The sequence below is a fragment of the Mesorhizobium sp. P2_F7 genome (assembly GCF_056403695.1).
In genome coordinates, this window is sequence record NZ_JBFUFA010000004.1 from 574,085 (window position 1) to 587,583 (window position 13,499).

A 13,499-nucleotide genomic window follows, 5' to 3' on the forward strand; every position below is an offset into this window, starting at 1 on the left:
AGGCTCGCCTGGCATGACCGATGTAATCAAGACGGACGCACTCATTGTCGGGGCAGGGCCTGTCGGCCTGTTCGCCGTGTTCGAACTCGGCCTCCTCGACATGAAGTGCCATTTGATCGACATCCTCGACAGGCCAGGCGGCCAGTGCGCCGAGCTTTATCCGGAAAAACCGATCTACGACATTCCGGGCTGGCCGTTGATCTCGGCGCAAGGGCTGGTCGACAAGCTGATCGAGCAGATCCATCCGTTCAAGCCTGACTTCACCTACAACCGCATGGTCTCCAGCCTGGAAAAGCTGGAGGACGGCTCCTTTCGCCTCACCACCGACGAGAACGAGGTGTTCGAGGCCAAGGTGGTGGTGATCGCCGCCGGCGGCGGCTCGTTCCAGCCCAAGCGGCCGCCCATTCCCGGCATCGAGGCCTATGAGGGCAAGAGCGTCTTCTATTCGGTGCGCCGCATGGAGGATTTCCGCGGCCACGATCTCGTCATCGTCGGCGGCGGCGATTCCGCGCTCGACTGGACGCTGAACCTGCAGCCGGTGGCAAAAAGCGTGACGCTGGTCCACCGCCGCCCGGAATTCAGGGCGGCACCCGACAGCGTCAACAAGATGTATGCCATGCAGGAGATGAAACAGCTGGATTTCCGGGTCGGCCAGGTGAGCGGCCTGACCGGCGCCGACGGCCAGCTGGCGTCAGCGACCATCAAGGGCGGACCTGACGGCGACATCGAGGTGCCGTGCACGCGCATGCTGCCGTTCTTCGGCCTGACCATGAAACTTGGCCCGATCGCCGAATGGGGGCTCAACCTGCATGAGAACCTCATTCCGGTCGACACCGAGAAATTCCAGACCTCGGTGCCCGGCATCTTCGCCGTCGGCGACATCAACTGGTACCCCGGCAAGCTGAAGCTGATCCTGTCGGGTTTTCATGAAGTGGCGCTGATGTCGCAGGCGGCCAAGCGCATCATCAGCCCCGGCGAGCGCATCGTCTTCCAGTACACCACGTCCTCCACCAGCCTGCAGAAGAAGCTCGGCGTCGTCGAGTAGGGTCCTACAGGGCTTTCCGGATCACTCCACCAGGACGACTGGCGCCTCGGCCTCGTCGCGGCCGCGCAGCGACTTCTCCGGCATCAGCGCCAGCGTGATCAGCGCCAGGACGAGCGTGATAGCCGCGGCAAGGAAGATCATCATGAAGGGCGTCGCCGAAACGATCTGTCCGGCGGCCGGCACGCCTTCGCCGGCAAGCGGCAGGCCGTAGCCGAGCGCGACTGCGCCGAGCATCGCGACGCCGAGCGCGCTGCCCAGCGAACGCAGGAAGGTCAGCACGCCGGTGGCGACGCCGAGATGCGCGCGATCGACGGCGTTCTGCACAGACACGGTGGCGACCGGGAAGGTGGTGCCGCTTCCAAGCCCGATGCAGATGGTCAAGAGCTCGACCACCAGCAGCGAGGCGCGGCCGGCGACCATGCTGAGCACGCCAAGGCAGATGATGGCGAAAAGAACGCCGATCATGGCGATGCGCTTGTAGTGGAAGAAGCGCGGTATCGTGCGGCCGCTGAACGTCGCGCCGGCGACCGTGCCGAGCAGCAGGCCGAGCATGGCAAGGCCCGACTGGCTGACCGACAGGCCGATGATCGACTGCAGATAGACCGGCAGGTACACGGACAGGCCGATATTGGCGGCCTGCAGCAGGAACATCGACGCCGTGCCGGCAAGCACGATGGGATTGCTCAGCACTTCAAGCGAGATCAGCGGCTCGGCCGCACGCATCAGCCGCAGTGCAAACGCGCTCCAGAAGACGGCCGAACACGCGAGCAGGCCGAGGATCTCGCGCGAAGCCCAAGGATAGGCGCTGCCGCCCCAGTTGAGCGCCAGAAGCAGCAGTGCCGTCGCCACCACCAGAAGCAGTGCGCCTAGGGCGTCGATGCGATGCCGCTTAGAGGCGACCGGCAGTTTCCGCAGCGGCTTGTTGATGATCGCCATGGCCACCAAGCCAAGCGGGATGTTGATCCAGAAGATCAGCGACCAGTGCAGATGTTCGGCAAAACCGCCGCCGAGCAGCGGTCCGGCGATGCTGGCGACGGCCCATGTGCCCGAAATCCAGGCGGCATAGCGCGCCCGTTCGCGCGGCGGCACCAGGTCGCCGATGACGATCTGCGCCAGGGCGAACAGGCCACCGCCACCCGCACCCTGGATCGCCCGGCCGATGACCAGCACGAACATGTTGGGGGCCATGGCGCTGACCAGCGATCCCGCGAGGAAGATCAGGATCGCCGCATAGACGGTCGGCCGGCGGCCATAGACGTCGGAGATCTTGCCGTAGAGCGGCGCCATGGCGGTCGCCGTCAGGAGATAGCCGGTCACGATCCACGGCAGATAGTCGGCATGGCCGAGCGAACGGCCGATGGTCGGCATGGCCGGCGCGACGATGGTCTGGTCGAGCGCCGCCAACAGCATCGACAGCAGGATGCCGGCGATGATGACGTTCTTCTCGCTCTCCGTCAGCGGCGCGGCGGGCGCCGCCATCACCGGCTTGTCGACAGCCTGGTCCATATCAGTTCATCCACAATGCCTGGCGAGCGGCTGCAGCGCCAAACGGCCGCTCCGCTGTCCGCCGCCTCAATTGGTCTTGATCTCGTGTCTCGAAGCTCGCGTCGTGCGAGCCTGACATATGTCGTTTCCTATAGGCCGATTTCGACCCTTGCCCGAAAACTTTTCGTGACTGGCCTCATGCTTCGGCGATTTTGGCTTGTGATCAGCCGGGCGGAAGCTGGCCGTTTTCGACGCGCTGCATACGATAGCGCAGCAGCCGCAGGATGCGGCTTTCGAAGTTGACGCCTTCGACGCGATCAAAGCGCAGCTGGTCCTGGTCGTGCCTGGCGAGTTCGGCCGCGGTGATCTCAGCCGCCTTCGCCTTTGCGTCGGCGCAGGTCTTTTGCGGGTAGCTGGCGTTCAGCGCGTCCTCGAGCAGACGGCCGTGGTTCTTGGCGATCTCGACATGGCGCTCCTCATGGCGCTTGATGTCGGCTGACAGCGTATCCCAGAACAGCCTGACATCGGCGTCGGCCTTGCGCGGTCGGCGCCACTGCGGAAGGATGACCTTGACCTTGACGGTGACGGCGGCCTTGGCGATGCGGCAGGAATCGGCGGTTTGCGCGTAGCTGATGCGGGTGGTGAATGCCATCTGGGTGGCGCCCGGATGCCGCATCCCGGTGCTTTTCACCTCGGGTCCATGTGTCGACAATTGTGTCTCGATGGCGTCGAGCGTGCTGCCGCCGATGCCAAAATAGCTGTAGGTCTTCACCAGATTGGCAGCACCCGCCGGCAAAACGGTCAAAGCCAGCATCAGGGCGCAGAGCAGGGGTCGTTTCATCATGTTGCCTCTTCACTCACCTTGCTTTACGGCCGTTGCCGGCGCAACGGAATTGATCTTCCACCGATCACGCATCGTTGATGGATTGCAAGTGCTCGATGAGCCACATGGTTGAAGGACAATGACGACAAGGCGATGGCAACTGGCGCATGGGCGTCATCTCGACCTTGGCGAGAAGGCCATAGTGGTCGGCATTCTCAACGTCACGCCGGACAGTTTTTCCGATGGCGGGCAGTTCGTCACGCCGGACCAGGCGGTCGCGCAGGCGCGCCGCATGGCGAAAGAGGGCGCTGTCGTCATCGACATCGGCGGAGAATCGACGCGCCCCGGCGCCTCTCCCGTAACCGCTGAAGAAGAGCAGTCCCGCATCCTGCCGGTGATCGCCACGCTCGCCGCCACCAATGAAGCCCTGATTTCTATCGACACCTATCGCGAGGAAACTGCGCGCCTGGCCGTTACCGCCGGCGCGCATATCGTCAACGATGTCTGGGGCTTGCAGCGTGAACCCGGCATTGCCCGCGTCGCCGCCGAGACCGGCGCCGGGCTGGTCATCATGCACACAGGGCGCGAGCGGCAAAAACTGCCCGACGTCATCGAAGACCAGTTTTTCTTCCTGAAGGCTTCGCTGGAAATCGCGAAGCGCAATGGCGTCCAGAACGACCATATCGTGCTCGATGCCGGCTTCGGCTTCGCCAAGGAGACGGCGGAGGAAAACCTCGACCTGATGGCGCGGTTTTCCGAACTGACGGCGCTGGGCTTTCCCCTGATGGCCGGCACGTCCAGAAAACGCTTCATCGGCACCGTCACCGGCCGCGAGGCCGCCGAGCGTGGCGCCGGCACGGCAGCCACCAGCGTCATCCTCAGGCTAAAGGGCGCCGATCTCTTTCGCGTCCATGATGTCGCAATCAACGTGGACGCACTGGCCATGGCGGATGCTATGCTGGCGCGTGAAAAGCCGGGACACTGAGCCCAGGAAGCTAGGAAATGTACGTCATCCGCATGAAGAACTGCGCCTTCTTTGCCCGGCACGGCGTGCTGGACGAGGAAGAGGCGCTTGGCCAGCGTTTCTATGTCGATGCCGAATTGACGGTCGAGCCCAGCCGCCCGCTGGAGGATGATTCCATCGAGGACACCGTCAATTACGGCATCGCCTTCACGGTGATTGAAAAGATCGTCACCGGACATCGCCGGTTCCTGATCGAGGCGCTGGCGCTCGAAGTGGCGAAGGCGCTGACGGCGCGGTTCCCGCAGATCAGGAGGGCCGAGATCACCGTGCGCAAACCGAACGCGCCGGTGCCCGGCGTGCTCGATTATGTCGAGGTGACCGTTGTCTGGCCCGAATAACAAGGTCTATCTCAGCCTTGGCGGCAATCTCGGCGATCCGGCGGCCTCGATGGCCACGGCGCTGCGCCTGCTCGACGCCGGCGACAACACGCGCGTCATCGCCGTCTCCTCGCTTTACCGCACACCGCCCTGGGGCAAGCTCGACCAGCCGGATTTCTTGAATGCCGCCGCCGAAATCTCGACCACGCTGGTGCCAAGGGCGCTGCTCGATCTCTGCCTCGAGGCCGAGCGCAAACTGAAGCGGGTGCGCGAGGAGCGCTGGGGGCCGCGCCTGATCGACATCGACATATTGGTGTTCGGCGACCGCATCATCCACGAGACCGGGTTGGAAGTGCCACACCCCAGGATGCTGGAGCGCGCCTTCGTGCTGGCGCCACTGGCCGAGATCGCGCCGGAGCTGGCGGTTGGCGGCCGCAGCGTGAGCGAGCGGCTCAGCGCCGTCGATACGTCAGGCATAGAGCGGCTGGCTTCCGGCCCCGACTGGTGGCTGGGTTAACCGGATTATTGTGATTGGCCGACAACACCATCTGTTGGTGGAAGACGGTCCTTGGCTGCGGCAATCATCCATTCAACCACTTCCAAGGGCACTTCAGGCCGAGATAAGATAACCGTCATCTTCCCATCGACATCCGAGAAGAAAATCTCGCCCACGATGTGACCATCTTGGTCCGCGAGTTCCAGGTACATGCCGTCGCGTTGGACATCGCTTCCAATGGTGGCTGCATAGGTCCGTCCTGCTAGCTCAACCATGTGGCAAATATCCGCGTTTGCTCAATTAACCGGAAAACCCGCCGCCATCGAGAAATGCCTGTTCGTCCGGCGTCGTCTCGCGGCCAAGCATCTTGTTCCGATGCGGGAAGCGGCCGAAGCGCTCGACGATGTCGCGGTGCTCGATCGCGTATTTGATATACTCCGGCGCGCTGGCGGTTGTGAGCTCGACCGATCTGTCCTGATCGGCGGGCGATTCCGAATGTTCGTAGGGCAAATACAGGAAGACGCGCAGGTCCTCTTCCAGCGCCATGTCGTGGCCGGCGGCGATCGCCCTGGCGGCAAAATGCCTTGCCAGCGGATCGGTGGCGTACATGTGGCCGCTGCCGCGAAAGCAGTTGCGCGGAAACTGGTCGAGCAGGATCATCAGCGCCAGCGAACCCTCGGCATGCTCCGACCAGGCGTCGCATTCGCGCCGCGCGGCCGCATAATGCAGGTCGAGAAACCGGGCGCGAAAATCCGCATCGAAAGCGTCATTCTTTTCGAACCAGGCGTCTTTGCCGGCTTCGCGCCAGAATTTTGTGACGGCGAGTGCGCGCTCGTCCAATGCGGTCATCTGCCTTCCTCTGGCTGGGCGGGTTCGGATTTGTTCAACACACCGGCTGTTTCTTCATTCAGCGCCTGGCCGGGGCGGCGTGGCGGGGCGAGTGGCGTCGGTATAGGCGTGCCGATATTGCCCCTGAGGAAGCGCCGGCCAGCCCGTATGCCTTCCGCCAGCTGCGTCTCGAAGCGGTCGTTGTCGCGGCGCCGAACATCCTCGATGACGTCGGCGACGTCTTCCGGTTCGACGCCAAGCGCTTCAAGCGCCGAGCCGCCGAAGACGAGGGCCGATTCGAAGGTTTCGCGCAGCTGGAAATCCACGCCGACGCGGATGAGCGACAGCGCGGTGCCGCGATCGTAGGCGCGCGCCAGAACCGTCAGCAGCGGGAACTCCGCCTTGATCAGTTCGGCAATGCGAACGGCAGCGTCCGCCTTGTCGACGCAGATCAGCACCGCGCGTGCCCTCCCGGCACCGGCGGCGCGCAAAATGTCGAGCCGTGTGCCGTCGCCATAATAGACCTTGAAGCCGAAATCGGCGGCCGCCTGGATCATTTCGACATCATTGTCGATGATCGACACGTCGATACCGCGCAACAAAAGCGGCTGGCTGGCAATCTGGCCGAAGCGACCGAAGCCGATGACCAGAACGCTGCCGGTCAGCCCTTCGGCGATGTCGACGCCTTCGAGCGACTGCTCGTCGCGCGGCGTCAGATATTTGAGCGCAATGATGGCCAGCGGGGTCAGCACCATGGAGATGATGATGATCGCGGTCAGCGTGGCGTTGGCCCGGCTATCGATGATGCCGACCGCCGCCGCGGCGGAATAAAGCACGAAGGCGAATTCGCCACCCTGCGCCATGAACACGGCACGCTCCAGCGCTTCGCGGTGGCCGCTCTTCAGCACGCGGGCAACGAGATAGATGCCGAGCGCCTTCATCACCATGTAGGCGACGACATAGATGGCAACGAGCCGCCAGTTGTCGACCACCACATGCAGGTCGAGCGACATACCGACGGCGAGGAAGAACAGGCCGAGCAGGATGCCGCGGAACGGTTCGATGTCGGCTTCCAGCTGGTGGCGGAAGGTCGATTCGGACAAAAGCACGCCGGCCAGGAAGGCGCCCATCGCCATCGACAGGCCGGACAGCTGCATGACCAGCGCCGACCCCAGCACGACCAGAAGTGCGGCCGCCGTCATCACTTCGCGCGCCTTGGCGTCGGCCAGGATGCGGAAGAACGGATTGAGCAGATAGCGGCCGGCCACCACCAGCCCGACAATGGCGCCAAGGCCGATGCCGACCTCGGTCAGCCTTTGCTGCAGGGTCATCTCGGCACCGCCCGGCGCCAGGAAGGCGACCAGCGCCAGCAGCGGCACGATCGCCAGATCCTCGAGCAGCAGGACGGACACGATGCGCTGTCCCTTGGGGCTGGCCATCTCGCCGCGCTCTTCCAGCAGTTGCATGACGATCGCCGTCGAGGTCAGCACGAAGCCGGCGCCGGCAACGAAGGACTGCGCGATCGGAAATCCGCCCGCTAGTCCAACGAGAGTCAGAAGCACCGCGCAGACGCCGACCTGTAGCGCGCCGAGGCCGAAAATCTCGCGGCGCAGGCCCCACAGCCGCGACGGCTGCATCTCCAGCCCGATGATGAACAGGAACATGACGACGCCGAGTTCGGCGACATGCAGGATGGCTTCCGATTCGGAAAAGATGCGGATGCCGAACGGGCCAATGACTACGCCTGCGGCGAGATAGCCGAGGATCGAGCCCAGGCCCATGCGTTTGAAGATCGGAACGGCGACGACGCCTGCGGCAAGCAGCGCCACCACCTGAATAAGATCGCTGCCCGATGCTTCCGCTGCCATGCCTCTTGTCCCCGTGTTCAGTAGCACTCCTTGCATGCAGTTGGAGCTAGAGGCAAGGGTGGGAAGCCTGCCAGGACGGGTAGGTGCCGTTGCAGCGATTCCTCCGGTGGAACAACGGTCTCCGCTTGCCTGTCGGACGCTCGGCATCTATATTTGCCAAATGCTTGACCATTCGTCCCATCCGTCTTCGCCGCCGCATATCCCGATGGATGCGCTCAGCGAAGTTCTGCAGGACTTTCGCTTGAGTGGCGTCAACTATGGCCGCTGCGAGCTCCGGCATCCGTGGAGCATAGACTTTCCGCAACAGCCGCTGCTCCGGTTTCATTTTGTCGGCCATGGTCCATGCTGGATTCATACCGAGGTGCAAGGCTGGCAGGAGTTGCGCGATGGCGATCTGGTGCTGCTGCCGCAAGGCATCGCCCATCGCCTGGCGAGCGCGCCGGACGTTGAAGGCGACTCGCTCGAGGGTTGCCAGGTGATCAAGTTGGGCGGCAATGTCTGCGAAGTGGTAAGGCAGGGAACGGGCGCGACGAGCACGCTTTTCTGCGGCTCGATGGCCTTGGGCTCCTGTGCGCTCAATCCATTGATCACATTGATGCCGCCCATCATCAAGGGTTGCGACGTGGCCGGCAATGACCCGATCGTCGGCCCTTTGCTGGCGGCCATGACGGTGGAGGCCGCGCAACCGCAGATGGGCAGCGCCACCATCCTGTCGCGTATGGCGGACTTGCTGACGGCTCGGCTCATCCGCTGCTGGGTCAACTGCAATGGCGCTTCGACCACCGGTTGGCTCGCAGCCATCCGCGACCCGCATATCGGCCGCGCTCTGGCAGCCATGCACCGCGACCCCGGCCACAACTGGACGCTGGGAAGCCTGGCCGGCGTGGCAGGCCAATCGCGCTCGATTTTCGCCGAGCGCTTCAGCGCTGTCCTGGGCGAGGGTGCCGCACACTATCTCGCCCGCATGCGCATGCAGCTTGCCCGTGAGTTGCTGGGGCAAAACGGCTTGTCGGTTGCCGAAGTGGCTACCCGTTTGGGCTATGATTCCGAGGCATCCTTCGCGCGCGCGTTCAAGCGCATCACCAATGTTTCGCCAGGTGTTGTGCGTCGCACAATTCCCGGACGAATAGATATGAATTTCGGATTTTAAGGTACATATCATCCGAGCGGACTCGCCTATCTAAGATCTCCAAACTTTGGAGATCCTTCCGTGACTGACACAACATTACAGCTTGAAGACGCCGCGATCGGCCTTGACGCCGATGCGCCAACCGCGTGGAACGCAGGCACCTGGTTCGCGGTCATTTCACTGGCGGCCACCAGCTTTGCCCTGGTGTCCGCCGAATTCCTGCCGGCAGGTCTGTTGACGCCAATGGCGCGCGATCTCGGCATCAGCGAGGGAACGGCCGGGCAGGTCGTCACCGCCACCGCTTCGGTCGGCGCCGTGACGGCCATGCTGAGCAATGTTCTCATCGGCCGATTGAACCGCAAGACCGTGCTGGTTGGCCTCATGGCCCTGGCGGTCGCTTCCAATATTCTTGCAGCGCTGGCGCCGAATTTCTGGCTGCTGCTGGTAGGCCGGGCCGGGCTCGGCATCGCTCTCAGCGCTTTCTGGGCGCTTTCGGTTGCCGTCGTCGCGAGGCTGGTTGGCGCCAATGCGACAGGTCGAGGCATGGCCATCGTCACCCTCGGCGTCTCGCTCGCCACCATTGCCGCGCCGTCGATGGGTGCGTTGATCAGCGACTGGCTTGGATGGCGCAGCGCCATGGCCATGACAGCGGGGCTGGCCGTGGTTGCCATGCTGCTGCAGTTGCTTAGCCTGCCGACCTTGCCTGCAGCAGCCAGCAACAGTCTTGCCGACGTATTTCGGCTGACACGGCGGCGTGGCATTCAACTCGGCATGCTTGCCATTGTCTTGCTGATGACCGGGCATTTCGCCGGTTCGGTCTATGTGCGCCCCTTCCTCGAACACGTGACGTTGCTTGCAACCGGGCCGATTGCACTCGCGCTGCTCGGATTTGGCATCGCCGCTGTGGTCGGCAATATTGCCGGCGGCCGCCTGGCCGACGCCAATATCCGCATGGCTCTCGTGGTGACTGCCGCGTTGATGGCGTTTGCGGCGCTCGCTTTGGTGCTTTGGGGTGTGCACATCGGCGCTGCCTTCGGCTTCGTTACGCTTTGGGGCTTGGCCTTCGGCATGGGACCGGTGGTGCTGCCGACCAATCTGTCCCGTGCGGCACCTGACGCGCTGGAAGCGGCGGGCAGCCTGATGGTCGTCTCTTTCCAGGTCGCCATCACCATCGGCGCGGTTGTCGGCGGTTTTGTCGTGGATAACTACGGCGCCACGGCGCCCTTGACTCTGACCGCCATCCTTGCCGCATCGACAGCTTTGCTGGCGCTGCTGCAGCCTCGCAGCTGAACCCTGCTTCAACTTATGCGGCGGCCTAACTCCGGGCCGCCGCGATGTTGCAGCCGCGTTACACAAGTTTATGCGGTGAGCGCGTTGCGTTTTGCCGCAATCGGCGGCTAAGGGACGCTCGGCTTCGGCCGTTGGAAGGCAGCGACGATCAAGTTCTGCCTTTGTGAGGAGATGACTGACATGAAGAAGTTTTTGCTCGTTGGCGTGGGTGTCGCCATGCTTGCCGCATCGGCCTGCTCGAAGGCGCCTGAGTGCACGTCCGAAATGCTGACCAAGAAGGCTCAGGATGTGACGACCGCCCTGCAGGAGGCGATCACGAAGGATCCGTCCAAGGCGGCCGATCTCACCGCCAAGGTCCAGGCGGTCACCACCAAATATTCCGGCGCCACCACGGCTGCCGAGGCCTGCAAGGCTTATGACGACGTGCTTGCCGCCATCAAGGGCTGATTTCGTTTCGGGGAATTGAGAAAGGCGGTGGCTCGGATAGCCGCCGCCTTTTTTGCTGGTGTTCTAAGGGATAGCCATCGTCCGTTTGTGATCGTCGATCTCGGCGAACAGCCAGTCCTGGAACAGGCCTGTGCCCGGCTTGTTGCCGATGCTGCGACGCTGATGCAGATAGATGCCGGCCGGATAGGTGTGGCGGGCTCGGAACGGGGCGATCAGTTTTCCCTGCTGCAGAAGATCCTGCGCCATCATCGTGTCGGCCAGCGCTATACCCGCGCCGTTTATCGCCTCGCGCATGATCAAGGTGCAGTCATCAAGGGTCGTGCTCGATTTCGGCGTGGTGTCCAACACGCCTTCCTGCTCCAGCCATCGCTTCCATCGCATGGTCTCGCATTCATGGATCAGGTGGTGATTGACCAGATCGGCGGGCGACCGCAGCGGCACCGGCCCCTCCAGCAGCGAGGGCGCGCAAACCGGGGTCAGCAACAGCGGGATCAACAGCGTTAGCGCCGGGCCGGCCTTGTAGACGAACTCGTCGACAATGGCCAAATCGAAGTTGGCCCGCTTGCCGGACGTGGAAATCTCCAGATCCACGGATGGATGCAGCCGGCGAAAGTTTGGCAACCGGTCCGCCAGCCAAAGGTTCAGAACCGCCGGTACGCACAAGACCCTGACACGTTGGGCCTTGCCGTGGCTTGGGCCGTCGGAGACGCTGACATCGTCGGTGGCGCGCCAGATCGCCTCGAATGCTTCGGAGAGGCCGCGCGCATAGTAGGACCCCCTGATGGTCGGCGTTATCTGGCGAAAGCCACGCTCGAACAGATCCTGGCCGAGATTTCGTTCAAGCGCACGGATGTGGCGGCTTACGGCCGACGGTGTCAGGTGCAATTCCTCCGCTGCATCCTTGATGCTGCCGAGGCGTGCGGCAGCCTCGAAAGCGCGCATGCCGTTGAGTGAGGGTAGCGCCATCGCCCGATCATGAATTGTCAGTTGAGTTTTTGTCAATCGACTTGGGCAAAATTGGCGTTTGATCACCTGGCCGGTTCGGGGATACGCAAGAGACAAGAGCGACCAAGTCGCCATCAGAAAACGATTATTTGGGGCCTCCGGCACCATTCCACCAACGGCAGAGACCGGCCTGATCGGTTTTCACCGCTGGCGGGCGAAGCTTTGCGCAAAGCTGCGCTAAGGCCGGGGAAAAATGGGAGAATGACTGCTTATGCCTCAATCGCCAGTGCCGGTGTTTGAAGCGGCCGACGAGATTTCCGCGGAAACCTCTGTCGTCGTGATCCTGCAAACTGCCCAGACACGCTTTGGTCCCCGGGCAGCGGCACTGGATGTTGAGCTGAGCGGGATTTTGTCCCGTGCCTGCTCCGATACGGACGCTCTGGCCGAATCCGGCACCTGCATCGATGTGATCGCTCCCCAGGCCGTATCGACCCGGCGCGTCATCGTTCTCGCCCTAGGCAAGGCTGAGGCCATTACGACACTCTCACTGGCACGCGCCGGGGGTCTGCTTGCCGCGCATCTCGAGGACAAGAGCGAGTGCGCCGCCACCCTGGTCCTGGACCCGATCGCCGGCGTCGATATGCCCGGTGCGGAAATCCTGGCGCGCGTGGCGCTCGGCATGCGGCTTCGGCGCTATCGTTTCGACATGCGCAACCAACGCCAGGGAGCAGGCGCGGATCGAACCTTGCGGGTACAACTGGTCGGCGCAAGCGGCGCGGAGCTCGCCCCGGCGCTGACGCGGACCAATGCCATCGCCGACGGCGTCGAATATGCGCGCACCCTGGTCAACCTGCCGCCGAACCATCTCCATCCCGACAATTTCCACGATCACCTCGAGCCGCTGCGCGAAGCCGGCATCGACGTCGATATCCTCGATACGGCGAAGCTCAGGGAACTCGGAATGAATGCCATCCTGGCCGTCGGGTCAGGTTCAGTGCGGCCGCCGCGCGTTGCGGTCCTTCGCTATCGCGGCAAGGGTGCTCCCGCACAGCCGATGGCTTTCGTAGGCAAGGGTGTCTGCTTTGACTCCGGCGGCCTCTGCATCAAGCGCGGCGAGCAGATGTTCGACATGAAGGCCGACATGGGTGGCGCGGCCGCAGTGGTTGGCCTGCTGATCGCGCTTGCCCGGCAAGGCAGTCCGGTGCATGCCGTCGGCGTTCTGGGCATCGCCGAGAACATGCCGTCCGGCACCGCGCTCAAGCCGCGCGACATCATCACCACGGCCTCCGGACAGACCGTGGAAGTGTTCGACACCGACGCGGAAGGACGGCTGATCCTAGCCGACTGCCTTTACTATGCAGCTACGCGCTTCAACCCCTCCGTGATCGTCGATCTGGCGACGCTGACCTATTCGGTGATGCGTGGCCTCGGATCGATATTCGCCGGCCTGTTCAGCACCGACAACGCCATCGCGACGCAGATGATCGCCGCAGGAGAAACGGTCGGTGAGCGGTTCTGGCAGTTGCCGCTCGACCGCGCCTACGATGAGGGCTTGCAATCGCCATTCGCCGATATCCGGCACCACGCCAAGGACATGGAAGATGGCGACGCGCCCTATGCGGCGGCGTTCCTGCGCCACTTCACCGAGGATCGGTCCTGGGTGCATCTCGACATAGCCGGCAAGGAAATGGCCGACAAGGATCAGCTGCTCGGCCGGGAAGGCGCCACGGCGTTCGGCGTGCAGATGCTGGAAGAATGGGTGCAAACCAGCCGCAAGGTGAACTAGGCCCAACAACAAGATG

At 63.3% G+C, this 13,499-nt stretch carries 14 protein-coding genes; 8 read left to right on the plus strand and 6 right to left on the minus strand.

Translation table 11 applies throughout. From position 1 onward, the window contains the following. Window positions 1-13: 13 nt before the first annotated feature. Entirely contained in the window at window positions 14-1,045 is a 1,032-nt protein-coding gene (locus AC1DZ8_RS16905; RefSeq protein WP_477304048.1) for an NAD(P)/FAD-dependent oxidoreductase, read from the plus strand. 21 nt (window positions 1,046-1,066) lie between these two features. On the opposite strand, the gene AC1DZ8_RS16910 is transcribed toward AC1DZ8_RS16905, so the two are convergent. Beyond that, a complete protein-coding gene (locus tag AC1DZ8_RS16910) occupies window positions 1,067-2,551 on the minus strand; it encodes an MDR family MFS transporter (protein ID WP_477304050.1) in 1,485 nt (494 codons plus the stop codon). A 202-nt stretch (window positions 2,552-2,753) separates the two neighbouring features. Continuing rightward, window positions 2,754-3,374: a DUF922 domain-containing Zn-dependent protease gene (locus AC1DZ8_RS16915; protein WP_477401241.1), complete on the minus strand. Its 621-nt coding sequence runs from the start codon at window positions 3,372-3,374 to the stop codon at window positions 2,754-2,756. Between the two features lie 118 nt (window positions 3,375-3,492). On the opposite strand from AC1DZ8_RS16915, the gene folP reads away from it, so the two are divergent. From folP to folK, 3 genes are read left to right on the plus strand one after another with little or no spacing between them, the layout of a single operon-like run. After that, complete coding sequence (folP, locus tag AC1DZ8_RS16920) at window positions 3,493-4,338, plus strand: dihydropteroate synthase (protein ID WP_477401242.1); 846 nt, start codon at window positions 3,493-3,495, stop codon at window positions 4,336-4,338. Between the two features lie 17 nt (window positions 4,339-4,355). Beyond that, window positions 4,356-4,715, plus strand: coding sequence for a dihydroneopterin aldolase (folB, locus tag AC1DZ8_RS16925; protein WP_352586785.1), 360 nt, complete (start codon window positions 4,356-4,358; stop codon window positions 4,713-4,715). Continuing rightward, window positions 4,699-5,211, plus strand: a complete 513-nt coding sequence (gene folK / locus AC1DZ8_RS16930; RefSeq protein ID WP_477304055.1) for a 2-amino-4-hydroxy-6-hydroxymethyldihydropteridine diphosphokinase — start codon at window positions 4,699-4,701, stop codon at window positions 5,209-5,211. Before folB ends, folK begins: the two co-directional genes overlap by 17 nt. A 5-nt stretch (window positions 5,212-5,216) precedes the next feature. Here folK and AC1DZ8_RS16935 read toward each other — a convergent pair whose 3' ends face one another. The 3 genes from AC1DZ8_RS16935 to AC1DZ8_RS16945 are packed head-to-tail and all read right to left on the minus strand — an operon-like array spanning window position 5,217 to window position 7,886. Next, window positions 5,217-5,465 carry a hypothetical protein gene (locus AC1DZ8_RS16935; protein ID WP_477304057.1) on the minus strand — a complete coding sequence of 83 codons (249 nt, stop codon included), beginning with the start codon at window positions 5,463-5,465 and terminating at the stop codon, window positions 5,217-5,219. 25 nt (window positions 5,466-5,490) lie between these two features. Next, window positions 5,491-6,039 (minus strand): DUF924 family protein, encoded by a 549-nt coding sequence (locus AC1DZ8_RS16940; protein ID WP_477304059.1) that lies wholly within the window; start codon window positions 6,037-6,039, stop codon window positions 5,491-5,493. Next, entirely contained in the window at window positions 6,036-7,886 is a 1,851-nt protein-coding gene (locus AC1DZ8_RS16945; protein WP_477304060.1) for a monovalent cation:proton antiporter-2 (CPA2) family protein, read from the minus strand. Before AC1DZ8_RS16945 ends, AC1DZ8_RS16940 begins: the two co-directional genes overlap by 4 nt. A gap of 160 nt (window positions 7,887-8,046) precedes the next feature. On the opposite strand from AC1DZ8_RS16945, the gene AC1DZ8_RS16950 reads away from it, so the two are divergent. The 3 genes from AC1DZ8_RS16950 (at window position 8,047) to AC1DZ8_RS16960 (ending at window position 10,752) form a co-directional block, all read left to right on the plus strand. Beyond that, window positions 8,047-9,036: an AraC family transcriptional regulator gene (locus tag AC1DZ8_RS16950; protein ID WP_477304348.1), complete on the plus strand. Its 990-nt coding sequence runs from the start codon at window positions 8,047-8,049 to the stop codon at window positions 9,034-9,036. A gap of 60 nt (window positions 9,037-9,096) precedes the next feature. After that, complete coding sequence (locus tag AC1DZ8_RS16955; RefSeq protein WP_477304062.1) at window positions 9,097-10,305, plus strand: MFS transporter; 1,209 nt, start codon at window positions 9,097-9,099, stop codon at window positions 10,303-10,305. A gap of 180 nt (window positions 10,306-10,485) precedes the next feature. Then, entirely contained in the window at window positions 10,486-10,752 is a 267-nt protein-coding gene (locus tag AC1DZ8_RS16960) for a hypothetical protein (protein ID WP_477284470.1), read from the plus strand. 63 nt (window positions 10,753-10,815) lie between these two features. Here AC1DZ8_RS16960 and AC1DZ8_RS16965 read toward each other — a convergent pair whose 3' ends face one another. Next, window positions 10,816-11,865 carry a LysR family transcriptional regulator gene (locus AC1DZ8_RS16965; RefSeq protein WP_477401246.1) on the minus strand — a complete coding sequence of 350 codons (1,050 nt, stop codon included), beginning with the start codon at window positions 11,863-11,865 and terminating at the stop codon, window positions 10,816-10,818. 103 nt (window positions 11,866-11,968) lie between these two features. Between AC1DZ8_RS16965 and AC1DZ8_RS16970 the strand changes: the two genes are divergently transcribed. Further along, window positions 11,969-13,483: a leucyl aminopeptidase gene (locus AC1DZ8_RS16970; protein ID WP_477304066.1), complete on the plus strand. Its 1,515-nt coding sequence runs from the start codon at window positions 11,969-11,971 to the stop codon at window positions 13,481-13,483. Window positions 13,484-13,499 lie beyond the last annotated feature (16 nt).